This is a genomic window from Rhodococcus sp. EPR-147 (genome assembly GCF_001647185.1).
GTDB lineage: Bacteria > Actinomycetota > Actinomycetes > Mycobacteriales > Mycobacteriaceae > Rhodococcoides.
In genome coordinates this window covers 1-19,746 of the sequence record NZ_LVCU01000162.1, presented here as the reverse complement: position 1 = coordinate 19,746, position 19,746 = coordinate 1, and the positions used below count along the sequence as shown (strand labels likewise).

Below are 19,746 nucleotides of genomic sequence, written 5' to 3'. Positions count from 1 at the left end.
CCTTCAACCCCTGGCCGCGCGTCAACGCCGCCTGATAGGCCTCGTCCACCGACACCGTCTGAGCCAACACTCGCGCCGACGGTGCCTCTCCCAACAGATCCGCGACTCGCGAGACCCGTCCACCCTCCTCGTCGATGGTGATCATCGGAGCCACCGCGGAGGCGTCGAGCACCTGCGGTACTTCCCGATTTCCGAGCATCGACTCGTCGGTCCAACTCCCGACGAACAGGCCACCGACCTGCTCGGTCGACATGATCTGCACCGCGTCCGCAGTTCCGGTGACTCCGACGGTGAGCAACTGCGCCAGTCGCTGACGCTCGGTGAGGCCGTCGACGAACGTCACGCACTCGTCGACGGGTGGGAGCGGTTGCGGGACCGTCGTCTCGGCCGCGGTCGTCGTCGAGGCAGGTGGTGCCGTCTGCGTCGACGCGCCCTGCGTGGACTCACTCGAGCACGAGACCAACAAGCCGACACCGACCGTCATCACCGCAGCGGACCGAACCGAAAACCGAAGTCGCATGGAATACGACGGTAGCCGAGACGGGGGGTGTTCCTTGCGCGCCCCGGGTCCGGATCAATGTGGCTTTGTTGCACTCCGACCGACTGAAACCCACATTGATCCCGAAGGGGATGGGGGTAATCTGGACGAACGCGACATGAGGAGGACCTCGAACCATGCCCGCAGACCTCATACTCATTGCCTACGACGGCTCCGACAATGCCAAACGCGCCATCGACTATGCCGGACGCTTTCTCACCACCTCACGTGCGATCGTCGTCACCGCGTGGGAGCCGATGGTGCGTCAGGCCGCGCGAATGTCCGGCCTCTCCGGCGTCATGCAGCCCGAATGGGTGCCCGACGACGAGGCCGAGGACGTTGCGCTCACCGACGCGAAGGTGACCAACAGCGAAGGCGTCGCGCTGGCCGAGGCCGCGGGCCTGAAGGTGGAGGGCCAGTGCACCGAATGCACCACCGCCATCTGGAGCGCGATCGTGGAGAAGGCCGACGAGATGAACGTCGCTATCATCGTCACCGGCACGAGAGGCACCACCGGTCTTCGTGCGCTGCTCCAGAGTTCGGTGGCCGAGCACGTTCTGCGACACAGCCATCGACCCGTCCTGATCGTTCCCCCCGGCAAGTAACGCGTCCACCGGCCTGTTCTGCAGGTACGGGTGATACCGTGATGCCCGCGCGAGGGTCCACCTCGCCCGCTTCCTTCCTGAGCCGACTGACTGGAGAACCGAGATGAAGTTTGCTGTCCCGGGTGTCATTGCCGCCGTCGTCGGAGCCGTACTGGGTGCGGGCGTCGTCTTCGGAGTCACCGCAGCCGCAGCCGACAACTCTCGTCCGGATATCGATCGCTCCGGAAACGCCGACTCGTCCTTGCTGAACCAGGTTGAGTACGGCAGCCGCTGACGCTGGTCGCTCTCGTGAATCGATGATCTCGGCCGAGCCGCTCGGCCGTAAATGGCTTTTCGGCGTCTCGATTCCGGCGTTCCTCCTCACATTTCTTCAGGTCCCCGGCTTCACCGTCGCCGACACCAAGTTCGACCTGGCTCAGAACCCTCTCGGATTTCTCGAACGCGCCTCCCATCAGTGGAACAGCGCGGCTCCGCTCGGCCAGGTGCAGAACCAGGCCTACGGCTATTTCTTTCCGCACGGGGCGTTCTTCGCCGGCGGCGACCTGCTGTCGATCCCGCCGTGGATCACTCAGCGCATCTGGTGGGCGCTGCTGCTCATCGCCGGCTTCTGGGGAATCGTCCGACTCGCCGAAGCCCTCGGTATCGGCAGCCGCAGTTCCCGTCTGATCGCGGCGACGGCCTTCGTTCTCTCTCCGCGAGTGATCACCACCCTCGCGTCGATCTCCTCGGAGACGATGCCGATGATGCTGGCACCATGGGTGCTGATCCCGATGGTGCGGTATCTCGGCTCCGACTCCGGGAAGTACACGGTGAGACGCACGGCCGCGCAGTCGGCGCTCGCGGTCGCGTTGATGGGCGCAGTCAATGCCGTCGCCACCGCCGCCGCCGTTCTGGTGGCCGTCATCTGGCTGTTGTCGCATCGGCCGAACAAACGTTGGGTCGTCTTCGGCGCGTGGTGGTCGGGCTTTCTCGTGCTCGCGACGCTGTGGTGGATCGTTCCACTGCTGTTGCTGGGCAAGGTCTCTCCACCGTTTCTCGACTACATCGAATCGTCCGGCACCACCACGCAGTGGACGTCACTGACGGAGGTACTGCGCGGCACCGGCAGTTGGACGCCGTTCGTCTCTCCCGAGCGAGTGGCCGGTGCGGTTCTGGTGACTCAGCCGGCGGCCGTCATCGCGACGGGTCTGATCGCGGCTGCTGGAATCGCGGGCCTGGCGATGCGCTCGATGCCCGCGCGCGGGCGATTGACGATCATGTTGTTCGTCGGTCTGGTCGGCCTCGGTGCCGGGTTCGTCGGCGAGCTGGACGGTCCGTTCGCGGGTGCCGTCCGGGTGTTCCTCGATTCGGCAGGCGCACCGCTACGCAACATCCACAAACTCGAGCCGGTCATTCGAATACCGTTGGTGCTGGGCCTGGCTCACCTGTTGGCCCGAGTTCCGCTGCCGGGTTCCGCGCCGCGGACGCAGTGGCGATCGGCCGTCGCGCATCCCGAGAAGCATCCGATGATGGCAGTGACCGCGCTGATCCTCGTGGCCTTGACGCTGTCCACCTCGTTGGCATGGACGGGCAAGCTCGCGCCCCGAGGAGCGTACGAGGCCGTTCCGCAGTACTGGCACGACGCCGCGGACTGGCTCACCGAGAATGCCTCGGGATCGAGCCCGGACGGTTCCGACGCGCAGCGAGCCTTGATTGTGCCCGGCGCACCGTTCGCCTTGCAGACCTGGGGATTGACCCGAGACGAACCACTGCAGGCGTTGGCCACCACGCCCTGGACCGTCCGCGACGCGGTACCGCTCACCCCGCCCGGTGCCATCCGCGCGCTGGACTCCGTGCAACGACTGTTCGCCGACGGTCGGCCGTCGGCCGGGTTGGCCGATACCCTTCTGGGACAGGGCATCAGCTACGTCGTCGTGCGCAACGACCTCGATCCCGAGGACTCCCGATCCACCCGTCCCGCATCGGTGCACCAGGTGCTCGACGGTTCGCCGGGACTCGAGAAGGTGGCCGAGTTCGGTGAGGACGTGGCTCCGGGTCAGGTCGACGGCGTCGTACTCGACGGTGATCTTCGACCGCCGTATCCGGCTGTGGAGATCTACGCGGTCGGTGATTCGGCAGGCATTCCCGCGTCCGGTCCCTACACCGTCGATCTCGATCGTGTCCCGGTGGTCCAGGGTGGTCCGGAGTCCATCCTGCGCTCGAACGAACTGCGGAACAACGGGATTCGCAATCCTGTGCCGTCGGGTCCCACTCTGCTGGCCTCGGATGCAGCGGCGGCGGGGATCGCCGTGAACTCGGTGACGGTGACCGACACCCCGATGAATCGCGAGACGGACTTCGGTCAGGTCGACAATCACAGTTCTGCACTGCGGGCCGCCGACGAGCCGCGCCGTTCGCTCAACGAGGTCTCCGATTACCCGGTGTACGGGGCCGAGACCGTGGACGCCGAGTGGGAGGGCGCGACCCTGACGGCGTCGAGCTCGGCGTCGGACGCAACGCAGATCGGCGGCAGCGCCCCGGGTAGCGGTGTCGCCGCCGCGGTGGACGGAGATCTGGCTACCAGCTGGATCAGCAACGGTATCGAACGCGCTGTGGGGCAATGGCTTCAACTGGACTTCGATACTCCGGTGCGCGGCGGGCTGCTGCGCATGCGTACCAGCCCTGGGACGATCGGCGACCCGGTGAAGTGGGTGGAGATCACCACCCCGAACGGCTCGACCGCGGCGCGCGTCGACGAGCCGGGTGAGCCGATGACGGTGTCACTGCCGGGCGGAGAAACCCCGTGGCTGCGCATCACCGCGAAGTCGACGGTCGACGGAACCCGGGGCAGCCAGTTCGGCATCAGCGAGGTGTCGGTGGACGACTACTCCGACCGAGACAACCCGACGCAGGTACCGATCGTGCACCGCGCGGTGCTGCCCGCGACTCCCGACGGGGCGAGCGTCGACGCCTGGGAACTGGGCCAGGAATTCCCCGGCCGTTCCGGATGCCTCGACACCGAGGATCGAATCCGTTGCAGCAGTGGGCTGTCCAAGTCGCCCGAGGAATTGGGCCGCTTCTCGCGCACGATCGACGTACCGATGGGCACCGCGGTCATTCCGGACCTGACGGTGCGCACGCGTCAGTCCCCCGAACTCGAAGCGCTGCTGGCGCAGCCCGGGCGGCCGTTGGCCAGCGGCGCGTCGGACGTCGCCGATCTGCACGGTTCGGCATTCGCCGCGACCGACGGTGATCCGCGCACGTCCTGGACCGCGCCGGAGAAGTCGATCACCGATCGAGCCGGCACCAACCCCACCTTGACCATCGAATTGCCTACTCCCACACTGGTGGACGGGCTCGAACTCACCCCCAGCCTCGGCGAACTTCCGGCACACCCCACCCGGGTCGCCGTCAACCTCGGCAACGGCCCGATGGTGCGCGACGTCGACACCGACGGCTCGACGACTCTCGAACTGGCACCGTTCGTGACCGACAGGATCGTGTTGTCGATCGTGGACTGGGACGGCGTCCTGGACCGAAACTCGTTGGGCTTCATCCAGTCACAGCCTCCCGGCTTCGCCGAAGTGACACCACTGTCCGGTGGTGAACCGATCGGCGCACCGTACGACGGCGATCGCCGGATCACCGTCGACTGCTTCGACGGCCCCATCGTCTCCATCGCCGGGCAGACGGTGCGTACGTCGGTGACGGCCACCGCGGACCAGTTCCGCTCCGGCGAGCCGCTGAAGGCGTCGGTGTGCGACGCCGACACCCCGCTGAACGAGAATTTCGTCAACCCGGTATCACTGCCCGAGGGACGCCAGGACGTGGTGGTGCAGCCGGGAGCATCGTTCTTCGTCGACGGTATTCGGTTGCGCACCATGCCCATTCCCGCCGATTGGCCGACAAGCTCGGCACCGCAGGCCGCGCGGACCTCCGCCTGGAGCGCCGATCACCGCGAGGTGACGCTCACCTCCGCGACGGAGGACCGTCTGCTGGTCATCCCGGAGAGCAACAACAGTGGTTGGCGCGCAACAGCTCCCGGCGGCCTCGAGCTGTCCCCGGTAGTGGTCGACGGGTGGCAGCAGGCCTGGATCGTTCCGGCGGGGGCGTCGGGGACGATCTCGTTGGATTTCACCACCGACCGCTGGTACCGGCTCGGCATCTTCGGTGGGCTTCTCCTGCTGATCCCGTTGCTGTTCGTAGCGCTGCGTCGGCCGCGAGGAGTGCGTGATGTCGGTCCGTCGCCGCGGCCGTGGCAGAGCGTTCCGGTCGCAGTCGTGGCGCTGCTGGGAGCAACGATCGTGTTGGCCGGAATCGCCGGTGTGGTGGCCGTGGCCGTGATCGGCATCGGTGCCATGCTCCTGGACCGCCGTCACGGTCGCACGGCGTCCTCACGTGTATTGGCCTGCACTGCAGGCGGACTCACGCTGCTGGCACCAGCGCTGCTCTCGCTCGGACCATGGCGATCTCCCGACGGCTACGTCGGCGGTTCCTACTGGGTGCAGCTGGCGTCCCTCATTGGAATCGTCGCGTTGGCGATCACGGCGATACGGAAGCCCTGACCGCCTTCTTGCGGGGGCCGAAGCGTCGTCGAGCAGGATCCTCCACCAGCGCGTAGCTCGCCGCTGCCACCGGAATCGACAGTGCGAGCGTCACCGGCAACACGAACCACATCCCGCCCGAGAACGGGATGATGCCGAACACCGGGAACACGACGGCAAGTACAGCCAGATGCCAGATGAACAATCCGTACGACCAGCGGCCCAGCGTCAGCATCACCGGATGCTCGAGGAAGCGATGCCGGCTCCCGTCCTCGGCGAGAATCAGCGGGGCGAGCATCGCGAAGGCCAGTATCGCGCCGAGCAGGATCTTGATCTCGAACTGCCAGGCCGCCGGACGCACCAAGCCCTGCGGACCCGCCAGAGGAGTTGCCGATAGAGCGAACGCGGCAACCGCGATGGACGCCATGACACGTCGGCGACGAGCCAACCGATGCACCCAGGTCGTCGGCCCCCCCGAGATCTCGGCGAGCAGCATCCCCGCCGCGAACCACGGGAAATAGCCGGGGAGCCAGTTGTCATGGTGAATGCCGTCGGGAGTCGACACCGGAACGAATGCCCACGACAGTGTCAGCACCGCAGCACCCAGAATGACCGGTATACGGCGGGCGGCGGCCGCACCGCGCAGGCGCACCATCGACCAGGCGAACACCGGCAGCAGAAGATAGAAAGCGATCTCGACCGACAGCGACCACATCTGCGTCAAGCCCTGGGTCAGGGTCAGCGGCACGAACACCTGAGTGAACGACAGGTTCGCCAGCCACACGCGGTAATTACCGCCTGCATCGGGTAGAAACAGCAGGATCAGCACCACGCCGACCCAGTAACCGGGCAGAATCCTCGCGAACCGCGAACGGAAATAGCGGCCGATCGGCTGGGCAGTCCCGTGACCGCGAGCTGCCGCCGCGTGCGGACGCCACAGCAGGAATCCGGACAGCGAGAAGAAGATCGCCACCGTCAGGTCGAATCTGCCCCACACATGACCCATGATCGGCGAGGTCGCGCCACCGGTCTGAAAGGCCACGTGGGTGACAACGATGCCGATACACGCGACGGCACGCATTCCCTCGAGTGACGGTACGAACCCACGAAGCGGGACAACGCTTGCCGAACGGGTCTGTGTGCTCATGGTGGTCTCAAGTGTGCCGTGTCGAACCGGCGCAGACGAGACCGGTGCCACTGTCGACTGTTACTGTCACCTGCGACGTGTCGTAATAAATCGGGCATCGGGTCGGGGTGAACGTCTTTCCCGCCCGCGGTGTCTTCCATGAAGCGGTCAACTAAGGAGATTCAGCATGGCGGAGCGCTCAGGGCCGAGCCGGATACTTGCCCTCGTACTCATCGGCTTGGGCGCGTTTCTGGTGGGCGCCGCCCTCCTCATTCCCACGTACACCATTTCGGCACTCGAGAAGACGCCGCTGGATCTCGAGGTCACCACCGTCTCCACCGGTGAGGGCAGCGTGCTCGATGCGACTTCCCTCGCCGCCGGCCGCGCAGTCGTCGACCAGAACGTTCCCCTCGTCTCGCAGCGATTCGTCACCGTCGAGGATCCCGCCGACGCCGACATCATGACGCTGCAAGCGGGCCAGACTCTGCGTCGCAGCGACAAGCAGGCCGACACCGGACTGCTGACCGCAAGCGTCGACCGCGTCACCATCGACCGCAAGACGTCCATGCCCGTGGAGAACCCGATCGGCACCATCCAGGTGGCCGGCAACGCGCCCGCCGAAGAGGTGGCCCACACCGGTCTGCAGTACAAGTTCCCGTTCAACTCGGAGCAGAAGAGCTACCCGTACTTCGACGTCAACGCGCGTGCGACCAAGGACATCGATTTCGTCGAGGCAACCGAGATCAACGGCACGCCGGTGTACCAGTACCAGCAGACCGTCGGCCCGGTCGACCTGTCGACCGTGGTGAACCTGCCGACCAACAAGGTCACCCTGCCCGCCGACACCTGGGGTGTCGAGGGTGGAGCCGCGCCGGTGACGATGACCCGCTGGTACGAGAACACCCGCACCCTGTGGGTCGAGCCCGAGACCGGCGTCGTCGTCAAGGGCGAAGAGCAGATTCACCAGTACTACGGACGTGAAGCGGGCAACGCCGAGGTCGACGTCCTCAACGCACCGATCACGTTCGACGAGAACACCGTCGAATACCAGATCCAGCAGGCCAAGGACGGCCAGGATCAACTCTCGCTCTTCGGCCGCACCGTCCCGATCATCGCCGGAATTCTCGGTGTCATCTCGCTGATCGCCGGAGTGGTCCTGCTCCTGCGCGGCGGCGGAAACGGCGGACATCGTCAGCCGGCCCGAGCGGACAACACTCCGCGACCGACCCCCGGTGGCGGAACCGCTCCCGCTCCGTCGAGCAACCGTGATTGGACGACGGATCGCACGGAAGAGATTCCGAGGACGAACCTCAACAAGGAGTAGGTGCGCTACGCAGGAGTGGAGCCTGCGGAACGACCCAGATGACAGTGGCGTGGTTGAGTGCCCGTGGGGGCACGCAACCACGCCACTGGTTTATCTGGAGACGGGACCCAAACCAGTGATGCTCCCCGAATCGGTGCGGTCATGTTGGCCGGGTCTCGCAGTCGACGGTCCATTGTCCAGTGGTGCGCGAAACGACATCCGGTCCGGACAGCTCGACGGCGTCCGAGTCGTCATCCGACACTCACGTCGCAATCCGAATTCTCGGTCCTGGGAGTGGCACCTTCTCCGCCACCTCCAGGAATGTGGCATCCACCTACCTGTGTTCATACCGTCGTCGGCGGGCGACCTGGACGTCGACGGCTGGCACGTCTACGAATACGTGGAAGGTTCACACCCCGAACCGAAAGACCCCCGCATCGCGGACGCCTTGGCCGCGGTCCACGCCGTGACCGAGGGCTGGCCGCAGCGCCCCGGGTCGGCGAGTTCGATCGATCTTCCCGAACTCCTCGTCGGTGGCGATATCGACTTGACCGCTATGCCAACCGAATTGGCCAACCAGATAGTCGATGCCTGGCGAGGGGCACGAACGCCGTCCCCCACATGTGTGGTTCACGGCGACGCACATGCGCGCAATGCGATCATCGACAAACAAGGCCGGTGTGTGTTGCTCGATTGGGACGAAGCGCGGGTGGACCAACCCCACTACGACCTTCCGGTCGGTCCCGCCGACCTCAGAGCGAACGTGGCGTGGGAGATCGCTACGTGCTGGATACCCGAACCCGATTACGCCAGGTCATTGGTGCCGGACTTCACTGGTTCAGCCTCACCTTGACCATCATCTGGTCCGCACGGTATTGCACCTCTCGGTATCGCACACAGCGACGATGGTCTACGGTGTCGGAATGCTGACAATACGCAGAAAGAATGTCTCGGCCCACTGACTACGACGGCGCACCATCGCACGGTGTGCCCGATATCGTCGCCATGTCTGGCCACATCGCCTCGTTGTACACAGACGCAATAGCGGTCTATCGAGACTTGTTGCGGCACATTGCCGCCGATCGCACGTTGTCTCATCGCGACCCCCGCTGGCCGATCGACGACCACCCGGTGGAAGGGCCCTCGCTTACCGTTCCAGGTCTGCGAATACACATGCGGCATAGCTACCAGGACGCCGGCGATCTGGGATCGTTTCCGGCAGAGGGGAATCCGCTGCTTCTACGTATCCACGTCCAAGGGTTCTCCGATGAGTACCAGGACCGCACAGCTGCACGGTCCAATCTGGTGGACTCGGTGACCGATCCAGAATCCGAGGCCTGGACGCGTGCACTCCTCGGCGAGCGGTGGGCCGATTATGCATACGAATTGGTGCGTACCCCCAACCCACCGAAGAACCCGGCGACGCTGATGAGGTTCGCACAGCGTGTGTACGTGCTGCTGCTCGATACCGACGGTCAGCCGACACTTGCGCCGGACAATTTCGCTTTCCAGCGGGTGTGGGACGGGATCGATTCGGCCCGCAAGATCATCCCGACATCACCTGCTGTGGCAGCGCACCTCAGCGCCGTGGGTCCATTTTTCGAGACCGCCGACATCCGCGACCCGAATACCGAGGCCGATGGCGCATGGCGTCTGCACATCACCGGTGATGACACAGGAAGTCTCCCGACGCCAGCGTCCACGACCGCGCAGAATCTGATTCGGAGGGTGCGGGTTCGCGGACGAGTCGACACCAAGTTTCGCCCCATCCGCGTCCACGTCGAGCAGGACCAGGCCCGCGTCTATTTTCGTTGGGCGAAGAACCCGAATACATTCGCGATAACGTTGCGGCTTCCCCAGTCGGAGGACGACTTTTCCGGCCCGCCGCTGAATACGCCTGATTCCATTGTGGCCGTCTGTCTTTCGAGTTGGCAGGAGGATCTGCGAACAGGTTTGTTGGTATGGGGACAACGCACCCGAGAAGCCGACGGTGCTATTCACATCTCGTGGCCGATCACCGAGATGAGCGGAAGTCGCCAACATCGGGTGGCAGCGGTGCCTCGCCACGACACGTCAGGCTCTTGGCTCGCCGAAACCGGCTTGAACATCGGCACCGCCCGAGAAGCACTGAAGTCCGGTGTACTCGCGTGCTGGCTGCAGGCGTACCTCGACAACCGCGAGGTGCGGCCGTTCGTAGGACACGCCGCCGCGAGGTGGGTCGACGACACCACCGCGTGTATCGATGTTCTCGAAGTGGTGCCCGGCACCCGTGGGTCGGTGGCGACGCAGCTCCTGCACTCGATCACACACACTCTCGCCAACGCCGGCGCGAGAGCAATCGAGCTGCCCTTCACAGACGAGAGCTTCGCGGAGTTCGGGTATGTGCCGAATCCGACAACTGGCCACGGCATGTACCTCGATGTCACGACAATGCCATGACAGCTCCGCCGTGAGAGCCGATTCCATCAGCGGGATCCGAGCCTCTGCCGACCGACGCCTCCTCCCCACAGCGCCAACCCACACACCACCACCATTGTCACCGCGGCGGTGACGGCCGCGACGACGACGAACTGCGCGAGTGTCGACGCCACGAACAGCAACAGCAACACCTCGACGGCGAGGGCGAACCAGGCGACGAGAGCGAGGTGGGTGCGTTCGCCCGCGATGGCCCACAGCAACGCGCTCTGCAGCACGGCCAGGCACGCACCCTGCAGCACGAACAGCCAGACATATTCCTGCACACCGGAATACGTATCGCCCACCACCAACGGCAACAGCGGAGACGCCAGCGCACCACCGATCACCAGAACGGTACCGAGCCCCGCGACGACGGCCAGTGCCGATCGCACCGCGGACGCAGAATGCAGCGGGTTCGCCATCCGCGGATACAGCACCACGCCGACGGCCTGCGGTAACCAGAACGCCGCCTTCGACGCAACTGCCCCGACGGCGTACAGCCCGGCTTCGTTGGAGCTGAGCAGCGTGCGCGCCAGCACCAGATCCAACGCGGACATCGCGATCAACACCAACTGCACCTGTGACGCCTGCAGCACGGCCAGAACGGTGACCTTGGTTTCCGACACCGAGTTCACCGGTACGCCGGCCGTCCATCGCGCACCGAATGCCACCACGCCGATACCCGCGGCTGTGGCCAACAGAACCGAACCGGGACCACCGCCGAGCAACAACACCAGCACCGCCGGTGCCACCTTGCCGAATCCTGCTGCGGCCAGCACGATGCTCAGGGCTCCGAATCGTCCGCGCCCCTGCAGCAACCCCTGCTCGGCAGCCAGCAGCACCAACACCGGCGCAGCGATGACCGCCGACACGGTCGCCGTCATCGAGACGTCCATGGCCGCGGACAGTGCGGGCGCCAGTGCCAGAGCGAGCACCCCCACCACCGCCGCACACCGATACCCCACCGTTCGCAATTCGCGAGAACTGCGTCCGCGCACCACTTCACGCGCAACGACGGACTGCAACGCCAACGCCGGAACTGCGAGAACCAGTTGCGCAGCAAGCAGACTCGCGAATTCTCCGTAGCCCTCGACGCCGAGCATCCGGCTCGCGAGCACCTGCAGAAGGTACGCCGCGACGTTCGCGAACATCGAACCGGCCGTCACCATCCCCATCCCGGCGACCGACGCACCCGCCGTGTGGTCTGCCTCGGACGAGGCGCGGAAAGACATGAGCCCACGGTATAGGGTGCCGATCATGGCGTGGTCGAGGTCGAGGTGGACACCGCCGCTCTACAGCCTGCTGCTCGCCGTGGTGATTGTCGGCCCGCTGCTCGGCCCCGGCTATCTCCTGCTGCGCGACGCCGTCAGCACTCCCCGTTCCTACTTCACCGACTCCGCCTGGGGAATCGCCGACACGGCTGCGCGGGCCGTCCCGCAGGACGCCGCGATCGCCGCGCTGTCGACGGTGTTCGACGGCGGACTCGTGGTCAAGACCATTCTGCTGCTCGCGCTGTGGCTGACCGGGTGGGGTGCGGCGGTCATGGCACGAACGGTGCTGCCGACAGCCCCACTGCCCGCGCTGCTCGTGGCGTCGACGGTGGCCGTGTGGAACCCGTACGTCGCCGAGCGACTGCTGCAGGGACACTGGAGCCTGCTCGTCGGATACGCCGCTCTGCCGTGGACGTTGGTCGCTGCACTCGCGGTCAGAGAGGGCCGTTCCTGGTGGGCACTCGCAGTCTGTCTCGCCGCTGCCGGGCTCACCCCCACCGGCGCATTGCTCGCCGCAACCATTGCCATGGTGGTCCTCGCCCTCCCCGGGGGTGCCCGACGCGGCCTGCGCGTGGTCGGCGCCCTCGGAATGGCGGCGGTGGCGTCGACACCGTGGCTGGTGGCGACGGCCGTGTCCGGCAGTGGCGTCGAGCAGGCGGATCCGGCGGGTTGGGCGGCGTTCGCGGCGCGCGCCGAGCCGGGCCTGGGTACCCTCGGCAGCCTCGCCGGTCTGGGCGGAATCTGGAACTCCGATGCGGTACCCGCCTCTCGCACAGGGGCTTTCGCGTTCGTGGGCACGGCGCTGCTGCTGACCGTGGTCGCGTTCGGGGTGCGCCCGCTGATCAGGCGTCGAAGAAATCCGGTGATCCTGGGACTCGCTGCCGTCGCGTTGCTTGCCATCGCAGCGCCTGCGCTGGCAGCGACGGGACCAGGGTTGGCGATGGCCCGCGCGCTGGGCGAGACGGTGCCCGGTGCCGGTCTGCTCAGGGACTCACAGAAGTGGGTCGCGCTGGCGATGCCGATCTACGCTCTGGCGGCGGCGGCCGCGTTTTCTCCCCGTCGTCGACCGAATCGGGTGCAGCCAGCCGCGCTGAGCGCGGTCCAACGCACCCGATTCGGCAGTGCCGTGGCAATAGCGGCCCTGCTGATCGCACTACCCGACCTGGGCTGGGGCGTCGGGAACTCGATGCGGCCCGTGGTGTACCCGGAGTCCTGGCAGGCGGTCGCAGCCGAATTGCAGGGCGGCGACGGTGATGTCGCGGTGCTACCGGCCGGGATGTTCCGCCTCTTGCCCTACAGCGACAGTGCTCCCGTTCTCGATCCCGCGCCGCGCATGCTGCCACTGGATGTGTTGCAGACCGGCGAGCTCATCGTCGCGGGCGGCACGGTGCGCGGTGAGGGGGTGCGCGCGACGGAGGTCCAGAATGCGCTGCTCGCAGGCGAACCCGTGGACGTCGTCGCAGAGCTGGGTGTCGGCTGGATACTGGTGGAGAACACCACCCCCGGCGAACTCGGCGAATCCGAGCAAACACTGAATCGACTGGACATCGCGTACTCCGACGACCAGCTCACGCTCTATCGAGTGCCCGATCCCGTGCTCACCGAAAGCAGGCCAGCGGCAGCCGTCGTCGTTGCCCACCTCGCATGGGCACTGCTACTTCTCGGCGGACTAGCGGTAGGACTGCTGAGCCGAGTCCGAGTGCTGCGCACCCACCAGACCTGACGACCACGTGCCACGCGTCGTGGCGGCGAGCACCGAGTACACACCGTCGGCGCATTGCTCCCAGGAGAACTCCCCCGCGCGCACTCGCGCCTTCTCGCCCAGGCGAGTTCGGGCTTCGGCGTCCTGCAGCAGCTCCGAGACGGCAGCGGTCAGGCCGGAGACGTCCCGGTCCTCTTCACCATCCGAAAGGCCGCCCACCAGCACACCGGTGACGCCGTCGATGATGGAATCGGTGAGGCCCTTGGAACTTCGGTAGCCGACGGTCGGCACGCCGTGCTGCGCTGCCTCGACGACCGCGAGCCCCCATCCCTCCTTGCGGGAGGGCATGACGTGCACCCAGGACCGACCGAGCAGCGCGTGCTTGCGGTCCTCGTCCACGTGCCCGTGGAAGGTGACGTACTGCTCGATGCCCAGTTCGCTCACGTAATCGCGGAGGTTCTGCTCCCACCAACCGCCGCCGATGACGTCGAGGTGGATGTTCGGAATTCGGCCGCGCAGCGCAGCAACGGCGTCGAGCGCGTCCTCGATCTGCTTGTGCGGAACCAACCGGGACAGCACGGTCAGCGACGGGTACGCGGTGCGGGTGCTCTCGTCACCCTCGGGCACCGACCGGGGAATCTCGTCGGCTCCGTTGCGCACCACGGCGATGCGCTCGCGGTCGACGCCCAGTGCGACCAACTCGTCGGCGGACGGCAACGACACCGTCAGGTACTGATTGCGGCGGTGTACCCGCGGAGACACAGTCGATTCGAGCCACCAGCCGAGCTTGGCCATCATCGGCCCCGCGACCGGCCATTGCTCCCGGTGGCAGTGGTGCACCAGCAGCGTCACCGGAACGCCGAACGCAGCACGGGAGAAGAAGGGAATGCCGTTCTGGGTGTCGATCACCGCGTCGGGTGCGATGCCCTTGAGCGGGCCGAAACCCAGCCGCCCGGCCGCGATGGCGGCCAGTGCGCGGGGATACACCGACAGGCGTCCACCACCGCGACTGATGCGAATGCCGTCGACGATCTCCTCGGCGGGAGCTCCGGGGTACGACGCCGTCCTCAGCGTGACGCGGACGCCGCGTCGAGCCAGACCTGCGCCCACCTGCTCGAGGTATCGCTCGCTGCCGCCGCCCTGCGGGTGCCCGGTATCGCGCCAGCACAGCAACAGAACCTCGCGCACAGCCCGCTTCACCCAATTTCCGCATGTTCGTTTCACGACCGCCGTCGATTACCGTTGCCACACTAACCGCTAGGGTTCGTCTTCGTGACTTCCGCCGTGACACGTTTGTTCGCCTCTCGCGCGACACTGCGTCGCTCGGTGAGTCTGCTGAAGGACTTCGGACATGAGCAGAGCGCTCCCGACATCTTCTACGGCGCACTGGCCCGCGATTCCGTGGAGCTGATCGGCGATCTGTATCGGGGCCTGACCGGCACAGACATGTCCGCGGCGACCGTGTTGGACGTAGGCGGCGGGCCCGGATACTTCGCCGAGGTCTTCGGGGCCAGCTGCGCGCGCTACCTGCCCGTCGAGCCCGACGCGTCCGAGATGCACGCGGCGGGACTGCAGATACCCGGTTCGGTGCGCGGCTCCGGAATGGCGCTGCCGTTCCGTGACAACAGTGTCGACATCTGCTTCTCGTCGAACGTCGCCGAGCACGTCCGCGAGCCGTGGACCATGGCCGAGGAGATGCTGCGGGTCACCAGGCCCGGCGGGTTGACGGTGCTCTCGTACACCATCTGGTTCGGTCCGTTCGGCGGCCACGAGACCCGGCCCTGGCATTACCTCGGCGGCGAGTACGCGGCCCGCCGCTACGCCCGTACCACCGGTCACGAACCGAAGAATCGATTCGGCGAATCCCTGTTCGACATCAGCGCCGCAGACGGATTGCGTTGGGCACGAAGCACTCCCAACGCCACGCTGCTGGCCGCATTCCCCCGCTACCATCCCCGCTGGGCATGGTGGATGATGCGAGTTCCAGTACTACGAGAATTCCTCGGCAGCAACCTCGTCCTCGTTCTGAAACCGAACACCTAGCCTGGAACGATGACGGCACTCGCACTCGACATCGGCGGCACCAAGATGACGGCGGCACTCGTCGGCGACGACGGGCGGCCGAAGAATCCGGTCACTGTGCCGACTCCCGAGTCCGATGTCTGGGACGCCTGTGCCGAGCTGCTTCGGAACACGACCGAACCCGCCACTGTCACCCGGATCGGCGTCGCCTGCTCCGGTCCGGTGGATCTCGAGACCGGGTCGGTCGCACCGATCAACATCGACGAATGGAAGAACGGCTTCGGTCTGCGCGATCACATCGCCGAACTCTTCACTGAGGCCGACATCAGCCTCGCGATGGACGGCAGCGCAGCGGCACTCGGTGAGCACCGCTTCGGTGCCGCCGTAGGAGTTCCGGACGTGCTGAGTCTCGTGGTGTCGACCGGCATCGGCGGCGGGTTGGTACTGGGCGGGAAGATCGTCGCCGGTGCCAGCGGCAACGCCGGGCACATCGGACACATCGTCGTTCCCGGTTCCACGACGCCCTGCGCATGCGGCGGAATCGGATGCGTGGAAACCGTCTCGAGTGGGCCGTCGGCGGTGCGGTGGGCGCGCGAGCTGGGGTGGACCGGCAGCACTGGAACCGAACTGGCCGCCGATGCGGCCGCCGGGGAGCCGGTCGCCATCACCTCGTTGCAGCGCGCCGGAGTGGCACTGGGTCAGGCGATCGCGTCGGCCGTCGCCCTGGTGGACGTACGCATGGTGGTGATCGGTGGTGGCTTCGCCCAGGCCGGCCCGCCGCTGTGGAATCCGATTCAGGAGTCGATTGCGCTACATGCCCGTCTCAAATTCCTCGACGGTCTGCAGGTGGTACCCGCTGCATTGGGTGGACTCGGAACGCTGGCCGGGGCAGCCGCGCTCACCGTCTGAACGGGGCATACCCACACAGCCAGAACGGGGCCCACCCCTCGGTGAGCCCCGTTCTGTGTCGTGAATACTACGCGCCCAGGCGCTGCTTGAGGGCGTCGAATTCGTCCTGAATTCCGGTGGGCAGCTTCTCGCCGACGAAGTCGAACCACTCCTGGATCAGCGGGATTTCGGCCTTCCACTCGTCGGAGTTCACCGCGAGTGCCTCGGCGACGTCCTCGACGGTGGTATCGAGTCCGTCGATGTCGAGTGCCTCGGCGGTGGGGACCACACCGATCGGTGTCTCGACGCCTGCGGCCTTGTGCTCGATGCGCTCGACGATCCACTTGAGCACACGCGAGTTCTCACCGAATCCGGGCCACAGGAAGCGCTTGTCGTCGCCGCGGCGGAACCAGTTGACGTAGAACACCTTCGGCAGCTTCGACTCGTCGGCGTTCTTGCCCAGGTCGATCCAGTGCTGGAAGTAGTCGCCCACGTTGTAGCCGAGGAACGGCAACATGGCCATCGGGTCGCGTCGGACAGTTCCGACGGTGCCCTCGGCAGCAGCGGTCTGCTCGGAGCCGACGGTGGCTCCCATGAACACGCCGTGCTGCCAGTCGCGAGCCTCGGTCACCAGCGGAACGGTGGTCTTGCGACGTCCACCGAACAGAATCGCCGAGATCGGTACGCCCTGCGGGTCGTCCCACTCGGGAGCCATCGACGGGCACTGGGCCATCGGCACGCAGTAGCGCGAGTTCGGGTGCGCGGCATCGGTTCCGGACTCGGGCGTCCAGTCGTTGCCCTTCCAGTCGATGAGGTGATCGGGCTTGCCTTCGAGGCCCTCCCACCACACGTCGCCGTCGTCGGTCATGCCGACGTTGGTGAACACCGAGTTGCCCTGGTCGATGGTCTTCATCGCGTTGGGGTTCGAGTCCCAGTTGGTGCCCGGCGCAACGCCGAAGAAGCCGTATTCGGGGTTGACGGCGTAGAGACGACCGTCCTCACCGAAACGCATCCACGCGATGTCGTCACCGATGGTCTCGGCACGCCAGCCCGGAATGGTCGGCTGAATCATCGCGAGGTTGGTCTTGCCACACGCCGACGGGAACGCCGCGGCGATGTAGTACGCCTTGTCCTCGGGAGAGATCAGCTTGAGGATCAGCATGTGCTCGGCGAGCCAGCCCTCGTCGTGGGCCATCGCCGATGCGATACGCAGTGAGTAGCACTTCTTGCCCAGCAGAGCGTTGCCGCCGTAGCCGGATCCGTAGCTCCAGATCTCGCGATCCTCGGGGAAGTGCGTGATGTATTTGGTGTCGTTGCACGGCCACGGCACATCGGCCTGGCCCTCGGCGAGCGGAGCGCCGAGCGAGTGCAGCGCCTTGACGTAGAAGCCGTCGTCGCCGATCTTGTCGAGCGCAGCCTGGCCCATGCGGGTCATCACGCGCATCGACACGACCACGTACTCGGAGTCGGTGAGCTCGACGCCCAGCTTGGGGTCGGCCGCGTCGAGCGGGCCCATGCAGAACGGCACCACGTACATGGTGCGTCCACGCATGCAACCGCGGTAGAGATCGGTCATCAGCGTCCGCATCTCGGACGGTTCCATCCAGTTGTTGGTGGGACCGGCGTCGATCTCTTCCTTGGAACAGATGTAGGTGCGTGACTCCACGCGAGCGACGTCCGACGGATCGGAGTTTCCGAGGAACGAGTTGGGCTTCTTCTCCTCGTTGAGACGAGTGAAGGTGCCGGCCTCGACCAGCTTGCCGGTCAGGCGCTCCCATTCGGCGTCGGATCCGTCAGCGAACACCACGGAGTCCGGTTCTGTCAGTTCGGCTACCTGAGCAACCCAGGCAAGCAGTTCTTTGTGTCGAGTCGGCACATTGTCGGTGCCGCTCAAACCGGGAATGGTCGCTGAGGTCATCTAACTCTCCTGGGGTTAGCCGGAACCGGGAAGAATCCGCACGGTCGCTGTGGGCGACTACGCGCGAATGAATCTCGGTTTTCCCCTCTCGGCGGGGCGCTGCTCGACCGTTCGAGCTGCAGTACACCATGTTACCGCGTACAGCAAGCCGAGGACCGAGCGCCGGATGTCCTGTTCATCAGGTTAACGCCGAGCGACGTGAATCCAGAAACAGGGTGTTGTCCGATTGGTCACAAGACCGATTCAGATAGGGAAAGTTCCGTGCAAGAAGGCCCCCACCAGCGGCGATGCCGGGCATGTACACACGCGCTAGAGCTCGCCCGCTTCGGTCATTTCACCCCGTCCGATACCGTTCGCTTCTCGAAAAATCTCCCAGGTTCGGTATTGCCCGTCACGTCCGAAGGCCGTGAACTTGTCTGTCACACCGTCCCCGTCGACGTCCGTCGCCACCGTCATCCCGGCGTCGGTATGCCGCACGGTGGTCTCGTAGTGGCTGTCGCCGTCGAGATCGAACAGGTCCGTCGAGACCGTGGGCGCGCCCGGATCGTCGACCTCGTGGGGCTCGACCTCCTCGGTGAGGAAATCCCCTGCTGCGAAGCCATCCACCGCGATCATCGACGCTCCTCACTCGACCAACCAACCTGACGAACCGACACTGCACCTACTGACTCCGACGCACCGGCTCGTCGAACGGTTCCCCGTGCGTGGAAGAAAGAGGGACCGATCCACGAAATCGCTCGAGGCCCCGCTCCAGCGCAGACAGATCGCGATCGCAGGCAGACAACAGCGCCGATCGTTGGTCGGCGAGCCGACGCAGCTCGGCGTCCACCTCGGCCAGTGCGACGTCGATGCGGGCCACTGCGTCCCGGTCCGCACTCGCGACAGCGGCCGCGAGCATCGACTCGGCGTCGAGAATCCGCGAGAGCAACCGCTGCTCCACCGACGATTTCACCCGAGCCACCGTTTCCTGCGTCCAACCGCGCAGGTGGGCGCGGTCGGCCACCAACGACCTCGAGCGCGTGATCCACCAGGCGAGCGCACCACCGAGGACGAGAGTGATCACGGTGTTGGCAACCGCCCAGGCCGGCACCAGCGCCATCGGCGACACCACCAGCCGCCCGAGTCCCACCCCCGCCGACGCGCCGACCACGATCATGACGACATCCTCGACGCCCCGGCGCCGGGACGGCTCCCCGATATCGAGCGGGGCGTCCGCGACCGACTCCGCCTGCCGCGGCGTGAGCCCGAGCTCGGTCTCCACCGCCCGCAATCGGGCCGTGAGCGCCGCGTCGGCTCGATTCCGAGCACCGCGCGCAGACTCGGCGACGTGCGCTGGAAGGTGAGTGAGTTCGGCACGCCCGGCTCCGTCGATCGTGCGCTTGACCTCGGCGGT

General features: G+C 66.1%; 15 protein-coding genes and 1 pseudogene. 9 read left to right on the top strand and 7 right to left on the bottom strand.

The features are described 5' to 3' along the window. The coding region (locus tag A2J02_RS08250) for a glycoside hydrolase family 3 N-terminal domain-containing protein (RefSeq protein ID WP_331712138.1) at positions 1–520 on the bottom strand (520 nt) is incomplete at its 3' end. A 155-nt stretch (positions 521–675) separates the two neighbouring features. Between A2J02_RS08250 and A2J02_RS08245 the strand changes: the two genes are divergently transcribed. The 3 genes from A2J02_RS08245 to A2J02_RS08240 all read left to right on the top strand — a co-directional run bounded on the left by A2J02_RS08245 (position 676) and on the right by A2J02_RS08240 (position 5,687). Then, the gene (locus A2J02_RS08245) at positions 676–1,143 is read left to right on the top strand and encodes a universal stress protein (RefSeq protein WP_068049141.1); all 468 of its coding nucleotides are present in this window, start codon (positions 676–678) and stop codon (positions 1,141–1,143) included. A 103-nt stretch (positions 1,144–1,246) separates the two neighbouring features. Beyond that, the gene (locus tag A2J02_RS27150) at positions 1,247–1,417 is read left to right on the top strand and encodes a DUF2613 domain-containing protein (protein WP_082073827.1); all 171 of its coding nucleotides are present in this window, start codon (positions 1,247–1,249) and stop codon (positions 1,415–1,417) included. Between the two features lie 22 nt (positions 1,418–1,439). Then, a complete protein-coding gene (locus tag A2J02_RS08240) occupies positions 1,440–5,687 on the top strand; it encodes an alpha-(1->3)-arabinofuranosyltransferase (RefSeq protein WP_068049139.1) in 4,248 nt (1,415 codons plus the stop codon). On the opposite strand, the gene A2J02_RS08235 is transcribed toward A2J02_RS08240, so the two are convergent. Then, positions 5,665–6,813 carry an acyltransferase family protein gene (locus tag A2J02_RS08235; protein WP_231911424.1) on the bottom strand — a complete coding sequence of 383 codons (1,149 nt, stop codon included), beginning with the start codon at positions 6,811–6,813 and terminating at the stop codon, positions 5,665–5,667. The two genes, A2J02_RS08240 and A2J02_RS08235, sit on opposite strands and share 23 nt — an antisense overlap. Positions 6,814–6,979: 166 nt before the next feature. Between A2J02_RS08235 and A2J02_RS08230 the strand changes: the two genes are divergently transcribed. The 3 genes from A2J02_RS08230 (at position 6,980) to A2J02_RS08220 (ending at position 10,534) form a co-directional block, all read left to right on the top strand. Further along, positions 6,980–8,116, top strand: a complete 1,137-nt coding sequence (locus A2J02_RS08230) for a DUF3068 domain-containing protein (protein ID WP_068049136.1) — start codon at positions 6,980–6,982, stop codon at positions 8,114–8,116. Between the two features lie 118 nt (positions 8,117–8,234). Next, positions 8,235–8,948: a phosphotransferase enzyme family protein gene (locus A2J02_RS08225; RefSeq protein ID WP_082898702.1), complete on the top strand. Its 714-nt coding sequence runs from the start codon at positions 8,235–8,237 to the stop codon at positions 8,946–8,948. Positions 8,949–9,040: 92 nt separating this feature from the next. Beyond that, on the top strand, positions 9,041–10,534 hold the full coding sequence (locus A2J02_RS08220; RefSeq protein WP_068049130.1) for a hypothetical protein: 1,494 nt from the start codon (positions 9,041–9,043) through the stop codon (positions 10,532–10,534). 26 nt (positions 10,535–10,560) lie between these two features. Here A2J02_RS08220 and A2J02_RS08215 read toward each other — a convergent pair whose 3' ends face one another. After that, complete coding sequence (locus A2J02_RS08215; RefSeq protein ID WP_197477973.1) at positions 10,561–11,784, bottom strand: polysaccharide biosynthesis protein; 1,224 nt, start codon at positions 11,782–11,784, stop codon at positions 10,561–10,563. 25 nt (positions 11,785–11,809) lie between these two features. Between A2J02_RS08215 and A2J02_RS08210 the strand changes: the two genes are divergently transcribed. After that, complete coding sequence (locus A2J02_RS08210) at positions 11,810–13,546, top strand: hypothetical protein (RefSeq protein ID WP_442971463.1); 1,737 nt, start codon at positions 11,810–11,812, stop codon at positions 13,544–13,546. Here the strand turns inward: A2J02_RS08210 and A2J02_RS08205 are convergent. Further along, complete coding sequence (locus A2J02_RS08205; protein WP_068049144.1) at positions 13,493–14,713, bottom strand: glycosyltransferase family 4 protein; 1,221 nt, start codon at positions 14,711–14,713, stop codon at positions 13,493–13,495. The two genes, A2J02_RS08210 and A2J02_RS08205, sit on opposite strands and share 54 nt — an antisense overlap. Before the next feature lie 84 nt (positions 14,714–14,797). Here A2J02_RS08205 and A2J02_RS08200 point away from each other — a divergent pair, with 84 nt between their 5' ends. Both A2J02_RS08200 and A2J02_RS08195 read left to right on the top strand, forming a co-directional pair. Further along, a complete protein-coding gene (locus tag A2J02_RS08200) occupies positions 14,798–15,568 on the top strand; it encodes a class I SAM-dependent methyltransferase (protein ID WP_231893765.1) in 771 nt (256 codons plus the stop codon). A 9-nt stretch (positions 15,569–15,577) separates the two neighbouring features. After that, on the top strand, positions 15,578–16,456 hold the full coding sequence (locus A2J02_RS08195) for an ROK family protein (protein WP_068049121.1): 879 nt from the start codon (positions 15,578–15,580) through the stop codon (positions 16,454–16,456). A 67-nt stretch (positions 16,457–16,523) separates the two neighbouring features. On the opposite strand, the gene A2J02_RS08190 is transcribed toward A2J02_RS08195, so the two are convergent. The 3 genes and pseudogenes from A2J02_RS08190 to A2J02_RS28120 form a co-directional block, all read right to left on the bottom strand. Beyond that, positions 16,524–18,353: a phosphoenolpyruvate carboxykinase (GTP) gene (locus A2J02_RS08190; protein WP_068049118.1), complete on the bottom strand. Its 1,830-nt coding sequence runs from the start codon at positions 18,351–18,353 to the stop codon at positions 16,524–16,526. Between the two features lie 309 nt (positions 18,354–18,662). After that, entirely contained in the window at positions 18,663–18,968 is a 306-nt protein-coding gene (locus tag A2J02_RS08185; RefSeq protein WP_068049114.1) for a DUF6802 family protein, read from the bottom strand. 46 nt (positions 18,969–19,014) lie between these two features. Continuing rightward, positions 19,015–19,746: pseudogene (locus A2J02_RS28120) on the bottom strand (hypothetical protein); the annotation flags it as partial.